This is a genomic window from Rhodosalinus halophilus (genome assembly GCF_003298775.1).
GTDB lineage: Bacteria > Pseudomonadota > Alphaproteobacteria > Rhodobacterales > Rhodobacteraceae > Rhodosalinus > Rhodosalinus halophilus.
Genome location: NZ_QNTQ01000026.1, coordinates 1 through 17,008, shown reverse-complemented (window position 1 = coordinate 17,008; position 17,008 = coordinate 1). Strand labels below are relative to the sequence as shown.

At 66.2% G+C, this 17,008-nt stretch carries 16 protein-coding genes and 1 tRNA gene; 3 read left to right on the top strand and 14 right to left on the bottom strand.

The features are described from left to right. Positions 1-4 precede the first annotated feature (4 nt). Positions 5-1,291, bottom strand: a complete 1,287-nt coding sequence (locus tag DRV85_RS17635; RefSeq protein ID WP_113290791.1) for a type I glutamate--ammonia ligase — start codon at positions 1,289-1,291, stop codon at positions 5-7. 31 nt (positions 1,292-1,322) lie between these two features. Continuing rightward, on the bottom strand, positions 1,323-2,579 hold the full coding sequence (locus DRV85_RS17630) for a cytochrome P450 (RefSeq protein ID WP_113290790.1): 1,257 nt from the start codon (positions 2,577-2,579) through the stop codon (positions 1,323-1,325). Between the two features lie 82 nt (positions 2,580-2,661). Between DRV85_RS17630 and DRV85_RS17625 the strand changes: the two genes are divergently transcribed. Further along, positions 2,662-3,381, top strand: a complete 720-nt coding sequence (locus tag DRV85_RS17625; RefSeq protein WP_113290789.1) for a type 1 glutamine amidotransferase — start codon at positions 2,662-2,664, stop codon at positions 3,379-3,381. Here DRV85_RS17625 and DRV85_RS17620 read toward each other — a convergent pair. Genes DRV85_RS17620 through DRV85_RS17595 form a run of 6 tightly spaced genes read right to left on the bottom strand, consistent with a single transcriptional unit; the run spans position 3,378 to position 8,624 of the window. Further along, positions 3,378-4,028: a GntR family transcriptional regulator gene (locus DRV85_RS17620; RefSeq protein WP_113290788.1), complete on the bottom strand. Its 651-nt coding sequence runs from the start codon at positions 4,026-4,028 to the stop codon at positions 3,378-3,380. The genes DRV85_RS17625 and DRV85_RS17620 overlap by 4 nt on opposite strands. A 27-nt stretch (positions 4,029-4,055) precedes the next feature. Further along, positions 4,056-4,862 carry a 2-oxo-hept-4-ene-1,7-dioate hydratase gene (gene hpaH / locus DRV85_RS17615; RefSeq protein ID WP_113290787.1) on the bottom strand — a complete coding sequence of 269 codons (807 nt, stop codon included), beginning with the start codon at positions 4,860-4,862 and terminating at the stop codon, positions 4,056-4,058. Continuing rightward, the gene (locus DRV85_RS17610) at positions 4,859-5,716 is read right to left on the bottom strand and encodes a fumarylacetoacetate hydrolase family protein (protein ID WP_113290786.1); all 858 of its coding nucleotides are present in this window, start codon (positions 5,714-5,716) and stop codon (positions 4,859-4,861) included. The genes hpaH and DRV85_RS17610 overlap by 4 nt, the downstream gene beginning before the upstream one ends. A 1-nt stretch (position 5,717) precedes the next feature. Next, positions 5,718-6,698 carry a 3,4-dihydroxyphenylacetate 2,3-dioxygenase gene (gene hpaD, locus DRV85_RS17605; RefSeq protein WP_113290785.1) on the bottom strand — a complete coding sequence of 327 codons (981 nt, stop codon included), beginning with the start codon at positions 6,696-6,698 and terminating at the stop codon, positions 5,718-5,720. Between the two features lie 24 nt (positions 6,699-6,722). Further along, complete coding sequence (hpaE, locus tag DRV85_RS17600; RefSeq protein ID WP_113290784.1) at positions 6,723-8,234, bottom strand: 5-carboxymethyl-2-hydroxymuconate semialdehyde dehydrogenase; 1,512 nt, start codon at positions 8,232-8,234, stop codon at positions 6,723-6,725. Further along, complete coding sequence (locus tag DRV85_RS17595; protein ID WP_113290783.1) at positions 8,235-8,624, bottom strand: 5-carboxymethyl-2-hydroxymuconate Delta-isomerase; 390 nt, start codon at positions 8,622-8,624, stop codon at positions 8,235-8,237. A 114-nt stretch (positions 8,625-8,738) separates the two neighbouring features. Here DRV85_RS17595 and hpaR point away from each other — a divergent pair, with 114 nt between their 5' ends. Further along, complete coding sequence (gene hpaR / locus DRV85_RS17590; RefSeq protein ID WP_113290782.1) at positions 8,739-9,218, top strand: homoprotocatechuate degradation operon regulator HpaR; 480 nt, start codon at positions 8,739-8,741, stop codon at positions 9,216-9,218. Positions 9,219-9,430: 212 nt separating this feature from the next. Further along, positions 9,431-9,520, top strand: a tRNA-Ser gene (locus tag DRV85_RS17585). A gap of 271 nt (positions 9,521-9,791) precedes the next feature. Here the strand turns inward: DRV85_RS17585 and DRV85_RS17580 are convergent. From DRV85_RS17580 to DRV85_RS17555, 6 genes are all read right to left on the bottom strand, one after another. After that, the gene (locus tag DRV85_RS17580; protein ID WP_113290781.1) at positions 9,792-12,386 is read right to left on the bottom strand and encodes a DEAD/DEAH box helicase; all 2,595 of its coding nucleotides are present in this window, start codon (positions 12,384-12,386) and stop codon (positions 9,792-9,794) included. A 3-nt stretch (positions 12,387-12,389) separates the two neighbouring features. Next, positions 12,390-14,501, bottom strand: coding sequence for a site-specific DNA-methyltransferase (locus DRV85_RS17575; protein ID WP_113290780.1), 2,112 nt, complete (start codon positions 14,499-14,501; stop codon positions 12,390-12,392). Positions 14,502-14,839: 338 nt separating this feature from the next. Continuing rightward, a complete protein-coding gene (locus DRV85_RS17570) occupies positions 14,840-15,607 on the bottom strand; it encodes a hypothetical protein (protein ID WP_233495575.1) in 768 nt (255 codons plus the stop codon). Beyond that, positions 15,546-16,061: a DUF488 domain-containing protein gene (locus DRV85_RS17565; RefSeq protein WP_113290778.1), complete on the bottom strand. Its 516-nt coding sequence runs from the start codon at positions 16,059-16,061 to the stop codon at positions 15,546-15,548. Before DRV85_RS17565 ends, DRV85_RS17570 begins: the two co-directional genes overlap by 62 nt. Positions 16,062-16,117: 56 nt before the next feature. Continuing rightward, positions 16,118-16,528, bottom strand: coding sequence for a hypothetical protein (locus DRV85_RS17560; protein ID WP_113290777.1), 411 nt, complete (start codon positions 16,526-16,528; stop codon positions 16,118-16,120). Next, on the bottom strand, positions 16,525-17,008 hold a 484-nt coding region (locus tag DRV85_RS17555), incomplete at its 5' end, for a recombinase zinc ribbon domain-containing protein (protein WP_233495574.1). The genes DRV85_RS17555 and DRV85_RS17560, both read right to left, overlap by 4 nt.

The following is a 17,008-nucleotide window of genomic DNA, read 5'->3' as shown; positions in this document are numbered from 1 at the left end:
CCGCTCAGATATACCAGACGTAGAAGTCGCGCAGCGACGCGCCCTCCAGCCCGCCGGTCTTTTCGACCTCCTGCCGGCGCATGAAGAGCTGGTTGGCGACGAGATCGGCGCCCACCGCCTCGGCGAGCGCCGTGTCCGCCTCGAGATCGTCGAGCGCCTCGGCCAGCGAGCCGGCCACGCCTTCGGTCGCGTCGGTGTGCTCGAAGCCGTCGCCCGTTTCCTTCGGGGGCAGATCGTATCCCTCGGTCACGCCCAGCCGCGCCGCCTGCAGCACCGCGGCGGCGGCGGTATAGGGATTCGCCGCGGCGTCGGCCATTCGGTGCTCGAAGCGCGCCTTGGCGCCGCCCTCGGCGGGCACGCGGGTGGTGACGTTGCGGTGATCCCCGCCCCAGTTCTTCCAGTAGCCCGACAGCGAGGCCGGCTGCAGCCGGTGATAGGAATTGGCCGTGGGCGCGAGCAGCCCCGCGAGCCCCTTGTGGTGATGCACGAGGCCGGCGACGCAGCCCTTCATCAGGTCGGTCATGTGCCCGGGCCCGCCCTTGGCGCCGGTGGCGAAGGCGTTCTCGCCGCGCTCGTCGTCCAGCGAGACGTTGAAATGCAGCCCCGAGCCGCCGCGGTCCTCGAGCGGCTTGGGCAGGAAGGTGAGCAGCACCCCGTGCTCGAGCGCGATCTCGCGCGCCATGAGGCGGAAGAGCACCGCCTCGTCCATCGCGGCCAGCGCGTCGTCGTGGCGCAGGGTGAACTCGAACTGCGGGGCGTCGTATTCCGCCGTCATCATCTCGAGGCGGAAATCGAGCTCTTCGGCGGTCTCCCAGATCGCGTCCATGAAGCGCGCCGGATCGGTGAAGGGGCCCGTGCCATAGACCACGCCGCCCGGATTGTCGTAGGGCACGAGCGAGCCGTCTTCGGCGCGCTGCAGCGCGAAGCACTCGAACTCGATGCCGATCCTGGGCGTGTAGCCCAGCCCCTTCCAGGCCTCGACCGCCCGGCGCAGCGCGCCGCGCCCGCAAAGGGGCAGGGGCGCGCCGTGCTCGTCGTAGAGGTCGCCCACGACCACGCGCACGTCCTCGTGCCAGCTGTCGCGGACATGGGTGGGCTCCCACTTCAGCACCATGTCCGGCAGGCCCTCCATCATCATCGAGCCCGGCGCGGGGAGCAGATCCTTGTCGAAATGCACGCCGAAGGCCGAGCGGCAGAAGCGCGCCTCGGAGGCGTGGTAGGTCGCGGGCAGATACTTGCCCCGCATGATGCTCAGGTGGTCGCAGAAGAGGGGGCGCAGCCGTTCCGTCATGTCCCTTGATCCCTGTTGTGCCGTCTTTTGGTTATGCCGCCGTCACGCGCACCGGAAGCTCCTTGATGCCGCCCACGAAGTTGGAGCGCAGGAAGCGGTGCGGCCCGGCCGGCTCGATCGCGCGGACGCGCCGCGCGAGTTCCTGGAAAAGGACGCGCACCTCGAGCCGCGCCAGATGGCTGCCCAGACAGACATGCGGGCCGCCCTGGCCGAAGGCGAGATGCGGGTTGGGGTCGCGTGCGAGGTTCACCTCGAAGGGGTCGTCGAACGCCGTCTCGTCGCGGTTGGCCGAGGCGAACCATAGCAGCACCTTGTCGCCCGCGCGCACGCGGGCCGAATGCATCTCGAAATCCTCCGTCGCCGTGCGGCGGAAGTAGAGCGTGGGCGTCGCCCACCGGATGATCTCGTCGGCCGCGGTCTCCCAGACCTCGCCGGCCTGCATCTGCGCCAGCAGCTCGGGCCGGTGCGCGAGCGCGTGGATTCCGGCGGCGATGGAATAGCGCGTGGTGTCGTTGCCGGCGGCGACCAGCAGGCAGAAGAAGTTGCGGAACTCCGTCTCCGAGATCACGCTGCCGTCCTTGTCCGGTTGCAGGATCAGGTGCAGCACACCCTCGGTGTCGCCGCGCGCCGCCTTGGAGGCCATCAGATCCTTGGCATAGGCGTAAAGCTCCGCGCCCGCCGGCGAATTGAAGGGCATCATGCGGAACTCGTCGGTCTCGAGCTTGTCGAGCACGTGATCGGTGAAGTCGGGATCGGTATTGGCGATCAGCGCGTCGCCCTTTTCCACCAGCCAGGGCAGGTCGGCGTCGGGCGTGCCGATGATCCGCCCCAGCATCCGCATCGGCAGCTCGCGCGCGATCTCCTTCGTGGCATCGAAGTCGCCCTTTTCGAGCGCCGCGTCGAGGATCTCCGCGCAGAGCTCGCGGATCTGGTCCTCGAATCCCGCGATCGTGTTCTTCGAGAAGGCGCGGACGAGCTTGGCGCGGGTGCGCGTGTGCTCGGGCGGGTCGGTCTCCTGAAAGGTGCGGCGGGCGAGATACTCCTCGTAGCTCTGATCCTCCATCCGGATGCCGCGGGCCGAGGAGAGCCGCTTCCAGTCCGCGATCAGCCGCGCCACGTCCGAATGCCGCGTCACGTTCCAGAAGCCCTCGCCGCCCTCCCAGTCCTGCCAGTGCAGCGGGGCCTCGCGGCGCAGGCGGGCGAAGGTGTTGTGCGGCGCGCCCGCGGCGAAGGTATCGTGGCTGGCGAGGTCGGCGTGGCCGTCGTCCTCCGGCACCCAGATCGTCATCGGCGCCCTCCCTGAAGGGGCTTGTCGTTCACATGTTAATGTATTCATATAGGCCCCATAAAAATCCACAGGTCAAGCGCCCATGCACCTCGCCACGCTCGTCACGAACACCGACGAATCCGATTTCGCCCATCGCAACCCGCGCGACGACGCCAAGTTCGCCGAGCTCGTCCATCGCGCGCGGCCCGACTGGCGGGTCGAAGGCTTCTGGGTGAAGGACGGCATCTTTCCCGACGACATCGGCCGTTTCGACGGCTTGATGATCACGGGCAGCCCCGCCTCGGTCAATGACGGCGAGGACTGGATGCTGCGGCTCGAGGAGCTGATCCGGGACGCCGTGGCGCGACGCATCCCGCTCTTCGCCGCCTGCTTCGGGCATCAGGCGGTGGCCAGGGCGCTGGGCGGCCGGGTGGGCAGGAACCCCGGCGGCTGGGTCTTCGGGCTCACCGACGCGCAGATCCGGCATGCCGCGCCCTGGATGGACGGGCAGGGGGGCGCGATTCGCCTTTACGCCTCGCATTCCGAGCAGGTGCTGGAGCCGCCCGAGGGGATCACCGTGCTGACCGGCCGGCCCGACTGCCCGGTGAGCGGGTTCGCCATCGGCGATCACGTTTTCACGACCCAGTATCACCCCGAGATGTCGCACGACTTCATGTCCGGGCTGGTCGAGGAACTGGCCGACGAGCTGCCCGCCGAGGTGATCGCGCAGGCGCGCGCCTCGCTGGCGCGCGGCGCGGCCGAGACCGACCGCTTCGCCGGCTGGGTGGCGCGTTTCTTCGAAGGCGCGGCCCGACGCGCCTAGCCCAGCGCGGCGATCAGGTCCATCGCCGTGACCTGGTCGAATTGCACATGCCGCGCCATCGCCGCCTCGGCGGCGTCCGGCTCGCGCGCGAAGATGCGCTGCGCGATCGCGCGATGGTCTTGCGCCGAGGCGCCGATCGTGCCGGCATAGTGATACCGGGCGCGGTAATAGGCCATGAGCTTGCGCGCGTTCGTCTTGATCATCTCGAGCAGGAAGGGATTGCCCGCCGCCTCGGCCACCGCCGCGTGAAAGGCCAGGTTGAGCCGGTAGTAGGCGTCGGGCGACCCGTCGCCAAGCCGCGCGTGGTGCTGTTCACAGGCCTGAACCGCCGCCTCGATGGCGGCATGATGGGCGCGCGACAGCCGCCGCGCCGCCAGCGCCGCGGCCTGTCCCTCGAGCTTGGCGTGCACCTCCAGAATGGCGAGGAACTCTTCCAGCGTCGGGCGGAAAAGCGTCGCGCCCTTGCGCTTCTCGCGGCGGATCAGCCCCGCGGCGTCGAGCCGGATCAGCGCCTCGCGCAGCGGCGTGCGCGAGACGCCGTAGGTCTCGATCAGCTCCGCCTCGTCGATCGGATCGCCCGGCGCGAGCGCGCCGCTCTCGATCCGCTCCACGATCGCCGCCAGTATGATCTCGGTCTGTCCCGCCATGCGACAGGGATACGCCGGATGCGCGGCTCAGGCAAAGGCCACGGAGACCGCGCCGAAGGCGCCGAAATCCGCCGCGATCCGGCTGCCGGGCGGGCACTCGACCGGCCGGATGAAGCTGCCCGACAGGATCACCTGGCCGGCCTTCATGCGCTGCCCGTAGGCGCCCATGCGGTTGGCGAGCCAGACGATGCCGGCCACGGGGTCGTCGAGCACACCCGCGCCGAGGCCCGTCTCCTCCACCACGCCGTCACGCTTCACGATGGCGCCGGTCCAGCGCAGGTCCACGGCGCGGGGGTCGTGGCGCTGCTGGCCCAGCACGACGCCGGCATTGGCGGCATTGTCGGCGATGGTGTCCGTCACGCGGCGGGGCTGGCCGGTTTCGGGGTCGGCGCGCAGGATGCGCGTGTCGAGGATCTCGAGCGCGGGCGCCACATGGTCCGTCGCGGCCAGCACCGCGTCGCGGGTGACGCCCTCTGCGGCCAGGTCCGATTTCAGCACGAAGGCGATCTCCGCCTCGATCCGCGGCTGGATGAAGCGGCCCTCGGGCACCGTCGCGCCGTCCGCGAAGGCCATGTCGTCGAAGAGCACGCCGCTGTCGGGCGTGTCGATCTGCAGCGCGTCCTGCATGGCGCGCGAGGTCAGGCCGATCTTCCAGCCGAGGATCCGGCGGCCCTGGGCCAGCTTCGCCTCCATCGCCGCGGTCTGGATGGCGTAGGCGTCGTCCATCGTCAGTCCGGGGTGGCGCAGCGAGAGCAGCCCGATCTGGCGTCGCGTGCGCTCGGCTTCCAGCAGGTCAGAAGCTGCTTTTTCAATGGACTGCGCGTCGAGGCTCATGTTTCGTCCGCGACCGTGTTGCGCAGCACGCCGATGCCTTCGGCCTCGACCTCGACCACGTCCCCGGGCTGCAGATACTGCGGCGGGTCGAGCCGCGCGCCCGCACCGGTGGGCGTGCCTGTCACGATGATGTCGCCCGGCACCAGCGTGGTGAAGGTCGAGATGTAGGCGATCTGATGCGCCACGGGGAAGATCATCCGCGAGGTCCGGTCGTCCTGGCGCGTCTCGCCGTTGACGCGGGTGGTGAGCCGCACGTCCGCGATCTGCGCCGGGTCCTCGAAGGGCACGATCCAGGGGCCCATGGCACCGGAGGCGTCGAAGTTCTTGCCCTGCGTCACGTTGAACTTCGCGTGCCGCACCCAGTCGCGCAGCGTGCCCTCGTTCGCGAGCGTGAGCGCCGCGATGTGGTCGAGCGCCTCGGCCTCGGCGATGTGCCGGCCGCCCTTGCCGATCACCACGGCGATCTCGCCCTCGTAGTCGAGCTGTCGGCTGGCCTTCGGCCGGATCAGCGGCCGGCCGTGGCCGGTGAAGCTGCGCGGGAAGCGCACGAAAAGCGAGGGATAGGGCGGCAGATCCTGGCCATCCCTGTACTCCTCGTTGCGCGCGGGGAAGTTCACGCCCACGCAGATGATCTTTTCCGGAGAAGGCACTGGAATCGCGTAGCGAAAGCTGCCCTCGGGGTGCGTGACCGAAAGGTCCGCGGCGGCCTCGGCCAGCGCGTCCAGCCCGTCGGCCGCGATCACCTCGCGCAGGCTGGGCCAGGCCGGGAAATCGGGCGAGAGCGCGATCATTCCCTCGTCGGCCACGGCGCCGTAGAATGTCGCGCCATCAGCGGTGTATGTGGCGAACCTCATGTCAGGGCGCCACGATCGGCTGCGCCTTGAGCGCCGCCTCCTGCGGTACCGCGCCGTCGAAGAGGCTGCCCTCCTCGAACCATGACCGCGGCGCCGGCGCGCCCCAGAGCGTCTGGCGCTGCGGATCCTTCAGATCCCATTTGATCGGCTCGTGGTCGGGATCGACCGTCTGGTAGTCCGAACAGTAAAGCTCGATCCGGTGCCCGTCGGGGTCGCGGACGTAGAGGAAGAAGGCGTTCGAGATGCCGTGCCGCCCCGGCCCGCGCTCGATGTGCCCGACCCAGCCGGTGGTGGACATCAGGTCGAGCAGGTCGATGATGTTGAGCGGCGTGGGCACCCAGAAGGCGGTGTGATGCAGCCGCGGCCCCATGCCGTTGGTGAAGGCCACGTCGTGCACGCCGCCCTTGCGGTGCATCCAGGCCGCCCAGAGACGCCCCGTTTCCGCATCCTCGGTGTATTCGGTCGTGCGGAAGCCCATCTCGTTGTAGAAGGCGACCGAGGCGTCCACGTCGGCCGAGAACATGTTGAAATGGTCGATGCGCAGCGGCTTGACGCCGCGGTAGAGGCCGTATTTCTGATGGATCGGCTCGAGCCGGTCCATGTGCACGTAGAACTCGAGCGGGATGCCCCAGGGGTCGCGCGCGGCCAAGGTCCGGCCCTGGTGGGGCCGTTCGACCCATTCGGCCGGCAGCCCCCTGGCGCGGAAGAAGGCCTCGGCGTGGTCGAGATCGGGCTCGTCGAAGAGCTTGAAGGCGAGCGCGCCCACGCCCGGCTCCGCGGACTGGCGCAGCGCCACACAGTGATGGCCCCGCTCCTCCATCGCGCGCAGGTAGAGCGCACGGGGCCCCTCTCCGCTGACCTGAAGCCCGAGCGTGTCCACGTAGAAGGCGCGCGCCGCCTCAAGGTCGGTCACGCGATACTCGACATGGCTCAGACGCACGATGTTGAACGGTGGGTAGAGATTGGGCGCGGGCACGGGCATGGCGGTTCCTCCCTCGGGCGCTGGTCACATCCCCAGCTGCGTGATGGCGTGGCGGCCGGTCGCCAGGCCGATATGCTTCTGCTCCATGTAGAACTCGAAGGACCAGTCCCCGCCGTCGCGGCCGATGCCGCTGGCCTTCATGCCGCCGAAGGGCGTGGGCAGGTGGCGCACGTTCTCCGAGTTCACCCAGATCATGCCCGCCTCGAGCCCGTCGGTGAAGCGCAGCGCGCGGGTCAGATCGTTGGTCCAGACATAGGCGGTGAGCCCGTAGGGCACGCCATTGGCGATCTCGAGCGCCTCCGCCTCGGTCGAGAAGGTCATCGCGGTGAGCACCGGGCCGAAGATCTCTTCCTGCGCGATGCGCATCTCCGGCGTCGCGCCGGTGAAGAGCGTGGGCTCGACATACCAGCCCGTCTCGCCGTGGCGCCGCCCGCCCGCGGCGATCCGCGCGCCCTCGGCGCGGGCCACATCGAAATAGCCCGTGACCTTGTCGAAATGGGTCCCGTGGATGAGCGGGCCCAGTTCGGTGTCGGGGTCGAGCGGATGGCCCACGCGGATCTTCCTCACGCGGTCGGCGAGGCGCGCGATGAAGTCCCCGGCGACGGTGTCCTGCACCAGCAGGCGGGACGACGAGGTGCAGCGCTCGCCGTTGAGCGAGTAGATCATGAAGATGGCGGCATCGAGGGCGCGGTCGAGGTCGGCGTCGTCGAAGACGATCACCGGGTTCTTGCCGCCCAGTTCGAAATGCACCCGCTTCAGCGTGTCGGCGCCCTGTTTCATGATCATCGAGCCGGTGCGCGATTCGCCGACGAAGGCGATGGCCTTGATGTCGGGGTGCTCGGTCAGGGCCTTGCCGGCATCCTCTCCGAAGCCGTTCACCAGGTTCCAGACGCCCGGCGGCAGGCCGGCTTCCTCGGCGATCTCCATGAGAATCCGTGCGGTCACGGGCGAGAACTCGGCCGGCTTGTGCACCACAGTGCAGCCGGCGGCGAGCGCCGGCGCGATCTTCCACGTCGAGAGCATGAAGGGCGTGTTCCACGGCGTGATGACGCCCACCGGTCCGATCGGCACCCGCGTGGTCAGGTTCATCAGCGTGGGCGAGGGCAGCACCTGCCCGTCGCGCGCCGCCGGCGCGCGGTCGGCGAAGAAGCGGAAGTTCGCGGCCCCCCGCAGGGCCGCCTTCGACATGTAGCGCCAGGCCTGCCCGGTGTCCCAGCATTCGCAGAGCGCGATCTCTTCGGCGCGGTCCTCGATCAGGTCGGCGATGCGGTGCAGGATCCGCTTGCGTTCGGCGCCTGTCATGTCCCGCCACGCCGGGAAGGCCGCCCTTGCCGCGCGCGCCGCCGCGTCGATGTCCTCGGCGCCGCCGCGCGCGACCTCGCAGATCAGGCTGTCGTCCACTGGCGAGCGGGTCTCGAACCGCGCGCCGGAGGCTGCGGCGCGGTCCGCGCCGGCGATGCGGTTGAGAACGCCTTCGGAACGGAAGCGCCCGAGATGGTCGTCGAGCCTGGCGAGATTGGTTTCGAGATCAGCCATCTAGCGCCGCTCCTTCAGGTGGTCGCGAATGGTGTTGAGCTTCGGGCTCAGCTCCGGGTCGATGTCGCGCATCTCGAGCGAGAGCGCGATCGGATGCCGCGCGATCACCTCGCCGAGAAACCGACGCGCCGCCTCGAAGACATGCGCCGCCGCGGCGGCCTTCGCCTCCTGCGGGCGGCCGGCGCGCAGACGGATGGAGATGTCGATGAAGGCGTTGTCGGGATGCCCGTCCGCGATGGCGACATGATCGGCCCGCAGCCCCCGCACGCGGATGCCCGCCTCGGGGAACAGGCCGGTCTCGAGCGCGGCCGACCGCAACGCGCCGGCGAGGGCCGAAAGGTCCACCAGCTCCTCCAGATTGGCCGAATATTCGAAGCAGATATGCGGCAATGGCCCGCGGCTCCCTGCGCAACTCATTAACGTGTTAATGAGGGTGGCGTCGCATCGTCAAGCCCGATTTCATGCACTTGTTAACGAAACCCGCTTCGGCGATACTCCGCCGCCATGGACAGCTCGACCCGCCCTCCGCCGCGCGCGACCTCGCGCTCGCTTCCCATCGCGCTGCTGCGCGCGCGGGAGGCCGTCATGGTGCCGATCCGGGCGATGCTGGCCGAGGCCGGCGTGACCGAGCAGCAATGGCGCGTGATGCGCGTTCTGCACGAGCGCGGACCCAGCGATCCGGCCAGCATCGCCCGCGACGCCTGCCTGCTCATGCCCTCGCTCACGCGCATCCTGCGCGGCCTCGAGGCCAAGGGCCTTGTCGCGCGGACGCCGCACGAGAGCGACCGCCGCACCTTCTGGGTGCGCATCACCGAGGCGGGCGAGGCACTGATCGCGGCCCACCTCGACGAGAGCAACCGCATTCTCGCCGAGCTCGAGGACCGCTACGGGCGCGAGCGCCTCGACCGGCTGCTCGACCTGCTGGAAGAACTCGCCGCCGACTCCGCGCGTTCGGGGGGCCTCGCGCCGCGGGAGGATGTCTAGATCACACGGCGGCGCATCGCGGGCGGAAGCTTTGCCGCCGCGGGCAGCTTTCACCGCGGCGCCAAGGCCAGGTGAGCGCAGACGGTTCGCCGACGCAGCCATGCCGCGACGGCCGGACCGCGCAGGCCTTGCGGCCCCATACCACCACCTCCGCGACCGGCAGGACGATGATGCCTTGCGCTCCTGCCGCCATGACGGTTAAGACCGTCGGCGGAGACGTGGCCGAGCGGTCGAAGGCGCTCCCCTGCTAAGGGAGTAGGCCCGAAAGGGTCTCGTGGGTTCGAATCCCATCGTCTCCGCCACTTGCCCTCGCGAAAGCGTTCTCCCGATCCGGCCGCGGCCGGATTTTCTCGTTGTTTTCGAGGGTTATGCAGGTGCGGCTCTTAACCGGCAGAGCCCAAGAGCGCCGGGTCTGGCGTCTCTATTTTCCCGGTTTCTCCCGACCTCTTAACCGCGCCCCGGCGGTTAAGAGCCCCAAGCATCTGATTTTGCGGCGTATTCCCGCAGCCGCGGGATCGGCTGGTTCGAATGGGCCGTCTCTCTGCGTTCGCGACCGACAACGAACCCGTGGGCTCATACGGTGTAGTCATCCGCGACGGCACTCTCGTATAGCGCCTTGACGGACGTCGCGCTTTCCACGGCGGCTCGCACCGCCTCTTCCTTAAGATCCAGAACGCGAAAACTCTCGCCCACCTTCGCGACCGCATCTATCCGGCGGAAGGTTTCGCCGTATGTCGCAGCGTACTTCGCAAGCCCCTTCAGCTTCGGGATCGAGTCACCGAACTGTGTCCCGTGCGGGTCGACGATGTCGGCGGCAATGGACCCATCTGCCAGCTCCGCGAAGAAGATAAAGTCCGGCCGCACGATCTTGACGTCTCCGCCGTCCTCGTAAGTCACGCCGAGGGAGTCCTGGCTGGACCGAGACGGATTCCGATACCAGGCGATTGTTCCCGCGCGCTTCAGCTCTGCGGACACAACGTCTCCTTCCCACGAGTTAAAATCCTCTGGGAACATGCCATCCGCTGCGCAAAGCAGGTGCCGTTCGAAGCGTGGCAGCGGGGTCTCCGAGCCATCCGCTTCTCGCACGGTAGTGGGCTGCATCCACGAAGTTGGTTTGGCCAGATCGACATCCAGAGGATGAGCGCTCATCTCACGGATCTGGCGATAGACCTCCTGGCGCTCGTCCGAGAGGCTCTTGATCTCGATCCGGTGCTTCGTGAGCCACTTGTTTGCGAGGCTCTCTGCCTCTGACTCTAGGTACTCCTTCACTTCCGGTACCAACCCGAGCGCCGCTACCGTGACGCGCGCCTCGATCAACGCGGCTTCAAGGTCGTCATCGTGGCCCTCTGCCTTCGCGAGAGCTTCACTGTAGGACGTTGCAAGATCCGGACTAATGGTGCGCCCTGCACGGCGGTATGCATCATCGATCACCGCGAAATCCGCAGCCTCGAGGAAGTCGTCGAACGACATCTCTCGTGTCTCCAGATCGGTCTTGAGGCTCTTGCCTTCGACCGTCAGGACCGTCTTGCGCGCCTTCGCGATCTCCGACTTGTATCGCTCTCGCGCGGCGTTCAGCACCTTGTGCATCTCGGCGTGGGCCTTCTTGCCGGCTCCCGGCAGGAGCCCGTCAGCAGCGAGTTCGTGGGCCAGCGAGGTCAGGCGTTTCACGGGCTTGGCCTGGCGCTTCGGCAGCGACTGCGACGGGAGAGAGAGCAGCTTGCCCCAGACCGCCTCCGGAATGGCCGGATTCGGCTTCATTTCGTCGGGATTTACCAGCACGCGCCGGCCGGGAAGCTCTTCGCCCCCGTCGCCGCCGGACATCAGCGCCTTGGCTACATCCTTCACCGATTGCGCGTCGAAGAACGGCAAGAGGCAGTCAACGGCGTTGAGCCGCTCGTTACCAGGGATCCTCCTCGCAAGCGGCGTACGGACCATCCGGCCGAGAAGCTGCGTGATGTGCGTTCTGTCCTTCGCGGGACGGAACGACACCATCACCTCCGCCCTCGGGCAGTCCCAGCCGGTGCTGATTGCGTCCTTGGCGATCAGAACGCGCACCCAGATCGACTCCTGAACGCGCTCCGGCGAGATGTAGGGAATCGAGTGGCTGCCGAAGGTCTGGGTCGTGTGGTCCCCGAAAACATGGGCCACCGCGTCGTCGCCGAGCTCGGGCCAGCGCTCGTAGATCGTATCGAGAGCGCGCCCAATGTCATCGGGGTCTGGCGAGTTCGGCACCTGCAGGACCATGAGCGGCGCCACGGTGTCCGCGTCATCCTGCTGCTTTGCGTACTCCTCCCAGGCGGCCGTGATCTCTTTCAGCTTGTCGGTGCCGCGCCGGACCAGCACGGTATCGAACTGGCCGACCTCATTGGGCACGTCGAGGATGATCGTGTCCTTCAGCAGGCCCGAGGCCTGCACCTTGCCGGAATCGACCACCACGTTGGGAAGAGTGGCCCGGCTTTGCATGTCGGCCATGGCGGCGTTGAAGCGTTCGACCGTCGCCGAGATGCCGAGGACGATCGGGATACCGGGCACCGAGCCGGACCCGTTGATCAGTCGCTTCACGATGGTTGGCTTCTCGCCGCCGCCATTCCCGCCCGAGGCCTTCATCCCGCGGTGTGCCTCGTCGAGGACGAGGTAGAGGGTCAGATCGGGATCCTCGATCGTGTTCTGGATCGTGTCCCAGATCGTGAAGGCGCGCATGTCGGGCATGACGGTCTGGCGGCCGTCCGTCTCGACGCCCGGGTCGTCAGGGTCGTGGCCGCGCACCAGCAGGCTCGACTTGCTCAGCTTCTGCGTGTTCAGGAAATAGACCTTCCCAGCCTCAAGCTTCTCGCGGTTGAAGGTGTTCTGCACGATCACAAGATCCGACAGCGTCAGACGGTCGGATGCCTCACGCAGACGGAAATGCGACTGGGCGTTCAGCGCAGGGTCGTCGCTGAACCAGATCACGACCGCGCCGGGATCGGGCTCGAAGTCGAAGTTGTCATCGCCGTGGAACAGTGCCTCGAACACGGCCGCGGCCATGACGGTCTTGCCGGCGCCGGTAGTCGCCGTGAGCGAGAAGGCGTGCCGATCCCCATCCTCGTGCCAGCGCTTAGCGGCCTTGCGGAGGTTGGTGAGCACGTCCTTGACGGCATCTTCCTGGTAATCTTTGAGCGTGAACTTCATGGGTTAGCGGCCCATCGAAAAGCGGAAATTGGAAAGGTACGACTCGTAGAGCCGGATCGGCTCGACCGAGTCGGGCAGCCTGCGCGCGACGGACTGGAAGCGCCGGTCGTCGTCGGTAACGATATAGGCGATGCGCAGCCTCTCGCAGGCATCGACCGCGTCGCAGAACTCCGCCGAGCGGTCCAGGTCGACCAGCAGCCCATACGTCTCGGCGACGGCCCAGCCCTGATCCGGCAGCGCATCGATCCGGGGTCCCTCCGCGCCCGCACGCATCCAGAGGAGCGGCGCAATGCGCTGGAAGGCGAGGTTGTGATGCACCGCGACCGGCGTCTCGTAGGTCAGCGTGAAGAACTCGGCGTTCTCCTCGAAGCCCTCGGCCATCGGGAACTCGTCGGTGAACTTGTAGTCGCCGTCGATGTCCTCGCCCTCGGGCGTCTTGCCTGTGATAGCGGCTCTGATCCGGGGCTTGGTGATGTAGTCGCAGATGCCCCACTTCTCCCAATCGGGATCGCCAGGACGAAGGCCTGACATCCGGAGCGCGGCCTGCTCGTCAGCGGCGACCTCGTTGTTGGTGACCGAGATGCACTGGCGTCTGCCACCGTCCTGGCGATTGAGGCGCATGACGGCATGGGCCGTGGTGCCGGAGCCGCTGAAGAAGTCGAGCACGATAGCGTGCGGCTTGTCTTCAATGAAGAAACGGAGGCAGTCCTCTACCGCATACATCGATTTCGGAAATGGGAAACGTCGGTCTGGAAGAAGTCTCTTCAGGAGGTTTGTCCCATAATGCTCTGCACTGTGAGACGTAAACTCCCACTGTGTCGTCGGGAGCTTTCTGGTGCCTTGCTGATATTCAGCTATGACCGAACCATCCGGGTTTCTGCCAACAATGGTTGCTCGCCCCTCTTCGATATCCTTGATCGGACCAGACTTCAGATATTGAATGATGTAAGGTTGTGCCTCTCCAGTAAACTTTCCGGCGCGCGCATACCCCTTTGCAAGCCTATTCTTCAGAGCTGGAACTGTAATCGCCCAGTTCATTTCTGTCCCATCAGGGCGCACGGGAAATACGGCAATGCAGCCTTTCCGTTTTGGGGCTTCGTCTCTTGGCACATGGTGGGGCAACGGCTCCCCAATGTGATCGATTTCGCCGGACTCCTCGTTCACGTAGATTGGATAGAATTGCCCCGGCCGGGTATGCCGCACAGACGATAAATCACGCCTTCTGAAGGTCTGCCATTCTACCTTCGGAGCTTTCCCCGCTGCCGTAACCTTCAAGGGTTTGACACGTTCATCGCCAAACCAAAGCATATAGATGTATTCATTTGTTCGCGAAAATTCGTTGAACCTGCCAGTGCCCTTCGGGTTTATTACGCTTGAAATCATCTGCATGCTCGCCTCTGGAAACATCTGCTCGAGAAGCATGCCGAGGCGCAGGTATTCCTTCTCGTCAATCGACACAATCAAGCAGCTTGCGTCTGGGTTCAACAACCGCTTCGCGACCAAAAGTCGACGTTCCATGAATGCCAGCCACTTAGAGTGACGGTATAGATCCTCTTCCTCGACGTAGTCGTTATTGTATTTCCAGTCTCGCGCGCCGGTATTGTAGGGCGGATCTATGTAGATGGCATCGATCTTTCCTCGATGTGTGAATGTCAGCGCCTCCAGAACATGGAAATTCTCGCCGTTGATCACGGTGTGGTAGGGCTTGTCGGCCCCGCGCTCGACCTTCCCGGTGCTGACCAGCCCCGGATAGATGTAGTCGCGGAACTCCGCGACAACGACGATGTCGTCGGTCGCGACGTCGGCCGTCTCGGGCTCTGCGGCGTCGATCAGCGAGACATGCGCGGTGCGCTTGCCGTCGGCTTCGTCGATGCGGAGCACCTTCCACAGCCGCGCGTCGCCCTTGGCCGTGGACCCGCGCGGCGGCAGGATGCGTACCTTGTCCCCCCGGCGGATCGGCCGACCCGGCAGTTCCACGCTCTCGGGCCGGTGCCGTTCGAAGTTGAGACCAAAGGCGCGCCGCGACGCCAGCGCCTTGAATTCACGCTCCAGCTCGTCTCCGAGAGCTCGATCCTTCGCCTTCGCCCGTGCGATCAGATCCGTCAGTCGCGACACGCTGAAACCTCTTCTTTCTCAATACTTGCTGACCAGGATGGCCACCATGCGCCTTGACGCCAGCAGGTCCGTGGCGCCCCGACGCGCGGAGACCCTTGGGCTGGCTGGCCCAAGATCGGACGAGGCTGGAGGGATCGCGCGCATGGCGGTCATCGTGGTCGCTCTCATTTCCCAGCAGGCGGCGGCATTGCCGGACGCCCCGGATTTGAGCTGACATTCCCGCCGTTTACGCCTGCAGACTAAGCCGCGCCGGCCTCCTTCCGCAAGTCGAATGGCCAGACGAAGCCGCTTCGGAACCGATGACGTCGCGCATTTCATCCTCGCTCGGCGTCTCACGGCTACAGGGGAAGCGCGTCCTGGCCCGTGTCGTCCACCCGCAGAACCCCCAGCAGCTGCCAGGTCTTTGGGTGTTTGGCCTTGTTCCCGACGCAGAAGAGCATGCCCTTCTTTGGGTATTCATCGTTGAAAGTCGTGCTCATCCACTCAAGCGCCGCGCGCTCTGACCCCTCGCGACGTTTTCCAAAGAAGAACATGGCATGGGCTTCCCAATCGCCGTTCGCGTAATCGTGCGGCCCAGTGCCGTCCTCGAAACTGAACCGGAACTCGTAGGGGCTTGGCTCCAGCGCCTTTAGTTCTTCGTCGAAAAAATCGCCCTGGCTTGCGGCCTGCCGATAAGTCTCGCGCTCCGCCTCAATCTGTTCGGGCGATTTCGCCTTATAGTAGAAGCGTGTGTTTCTTGGTCGGATCAACGCCAAGGACCTACCGGCTTCCGCAGCTTCCGCCACGGACTTCGAGACAAGCGGGTTAAGGAAGGCGGCTCGATCTTTGCGCGGCATGCGCCCATCCCGCTTGATCGACTCTTCGGCGACATGACAGCTTTCGCCACGATTGTCTCGTGTCGGTCTGCGGTACTTGAAATCCACCCAATCCCAACGCTTGAAGGCGGACTCATCGGAAAGGTGGCGGAATCGCACAGGATAAAGCCGCTTGAACTCGCCTCGGGCAGTCACCCCGGCGCAGCAGACCGTTTCCCCGTGAGCGGTACTACGCTGCGGTAGCGCCTTCACCAGAATGGAAACGCGGCAATTTTGCAGCGTTACGGACATAGCGATCAGGATCGTCAGCGAACAGATTGAAAATGTCGAATCCAACCTCTTCCGAGATCTCGCGTGCGACAATCGTCCTGTGGCACGTTTCGGGATCTCGCTCGAAGCAAAGGAGGCAGGTCGGTGCCGCCTGCACCGTGTCGGTGAGGTCGCGCAAAGCGTCCTGCGCTGGCTCGGTCTGCATGTGGGTACCATAGATCGACCGGAACAGATCGAACTCCCCGGCACGCGCTGCATCCCGACCTGGTTTGGGGTCTCCGAGGGAGACGAAATGGAAATACTCGATGCCCTCTTCGGCTAGGCGCGCCGCCAGCTTCTTCTTCGAGAACCCCGCCTTGCGGGAGACGGGTACCGCACGAACATCAGCCAACTGCCGTACACCGGCCGCCTTCAGCGTTCTGACGAACCGATCAATATCGGTGCCCTCGTAGCCAACTGTGAAGAGTACGCTCATGCCTGCCTCGTTTTTCCTACCGTAACACGGGGACTCCGGCTCGTGAATCCCTTGATTCACTTGGGATTGTCGCAGTGGCCATCGGATGACAACACCTCCCTCTGCTCTGACCAGCCGGTCGGCAATGGCTTGCGCAGCATCTCGAGCGACAGGTTGCTGGGCTGACGCCCATCAAGGATCGCCTCCACCAGATCCGGGGCGAGAAACGCCAGCCGCAGTGTGCGGGTCAGGTACGGCGCAGCGATGCGCTCATGTTCAGCGAGATCGGCGATGGTTGCGAAGTCGCCCGAGTCCAGCATGCGCTTCCAGCGGAACGCCCGCGCCAGCGCCTTGACCAGCGTGTTGTCGGTCCGCCGCGACAGCATCGCGCCATCCGGCAATTGCATCTCTTTCCGTCCGCCGCGCTTCACGATGCGGAAGGGGACATGGAGCGTCACAGTCTCCGGGATCGGCGTCGCGCGGCTCATGCAGCAGCGCCCATGTCACCGGCCAGCATCTCGCGTGCGAGGCCCGCGAGGCCGTCCACGCGCAGCCGGACGTTCAGTCCATCCGTGCCGATGTCGACGCGCTCGACCAGCAGCGTCACGATACGCGCCTGCTCGGCAGGGAAGAGTTCGTCCCACAGCGGATCGAGCCGCTGCAGGGCCGTGCGCGCATCGGCCTCGGTGATGTCGTCGGCATGCGTGCGCGCCGCCTTCCATGTGCCCGCCACGATCTCAGGCTGGCGGAACACGGCGCGTAGCTGGTCGATGACGGCGGCCTCGATCTCGCCGGCGGGCACACGGCCGACCGAGCAGGATCCTGCGCCGTGCTTCAGCACAGTCTGGCTGACGTAGTAGCGGTAGAGCCGGTCGCCCTTGCGTGTGTGGGTGGGCGAGAACGCGGCGCCGTCCGGCCCGAACAACAGTCCCTTGAGCAGCGCGGGGGTCTCGGCGCGGGTCCGCATC

What these genes read in the sequence shown, in the direction of transcription:
- DRV85_RS17570 (WP_233495575.1), bottom strand. Translation starts at nt 15,607, where the DNA reads ATGTCCGTAACGCTGCAAAATTGCCGCGTTTCCATTCTGGTGAAGGCG.
- DRV85_RS17565 (WP_113290778.1), bottom strand. Translation starts at nt 16,061, where the DNA reads ATGAGCGTACTCTTCACAGTTGGCTACGAGGGCACCGATATTGATCGG.
- hpaE (WP_113290784.1), bottom strand. Translation starts at nt 8,234, where the DNA reads ATGGCTGATCTCGAAACCAATCTCGCCAGGCTCGACGACCATCTCGGG.
- DRV85_RS17635 (WP_113290791.1), bottom strand. Translation starts at nt 1,291, where the DNA reads ATGACGGAACGGCTGCGCCCCCTCTTCTGCGACCACCTGAGCATCATG.
- hpaD (WP_113290785.1), bottom strand. Translation starts at nt 6,698, where the DNA reads ATGCCCGTGCCCGCGCCCAATCTCTACCCACCGTTCAACATCGTGCGT.
- DRV85_RS17560 (WP_113290777.1), bottom strand. Translation starts at nt 16,528, where the DNA reads ATGAGCCGCGCGACGCCGATCCCGGAGACTGTGACGCTCCATGTCCCC.
- DRV85_RS17610 (WP_113290786.1), bottom strand. Translation starts at nt 5,716, where the DNA reads ATGAGGTTCGCCACATACACCGCTGATGGCGCGACATTCTACGGCGCC.
- DRV85_RS17620 (WP_113290788.1), bottom strand. Translation starts at nt 4,028, where the DNA reads ATGGCGGGACAGACCGAGATCATACTGGCGGCGATCGTGGAGCGGATC.
- hpaH (WP_113290787.1), bottom strand. Translation starts at nt 4,862, where the DNA reads ATGAGCCTCGACGCGCAGTCCATTGAAAAAGCAGCTTCTGACCTGCTG.
- DRV85_RS17625 (WP_113290789.1), top strand. Translation starts at nt 2,662, where the DNA reads ATGCACCTCGCCACGCTCGTCACGAACACCGACGAATCCGATTTCGCC.
- DRV85_RS17580 (WP_113290781.1), bottom strand. Translation starts at nt 12,386, where the DNA reads ATGAAGTTCACGCTCAAAGATTACCAGGAAGATGCCGTCAAGGACGTG.
- DRV85_RS17630 (WP_113290790.1), bottom strand. Translation starts at nt 2,579, where the DNA reads ATGACGATCTGGGTGCCGGAGGACGACGGCCACGCCGACCTCGCCAGC.
- hpaR (WP_113290782.1), top strand. Translation starts at nt 8,739, where the DNA reads ATGGACAGCTCGACCCGCCCTCCGCCGCGCGCGACCTCGCGCTCGCTT.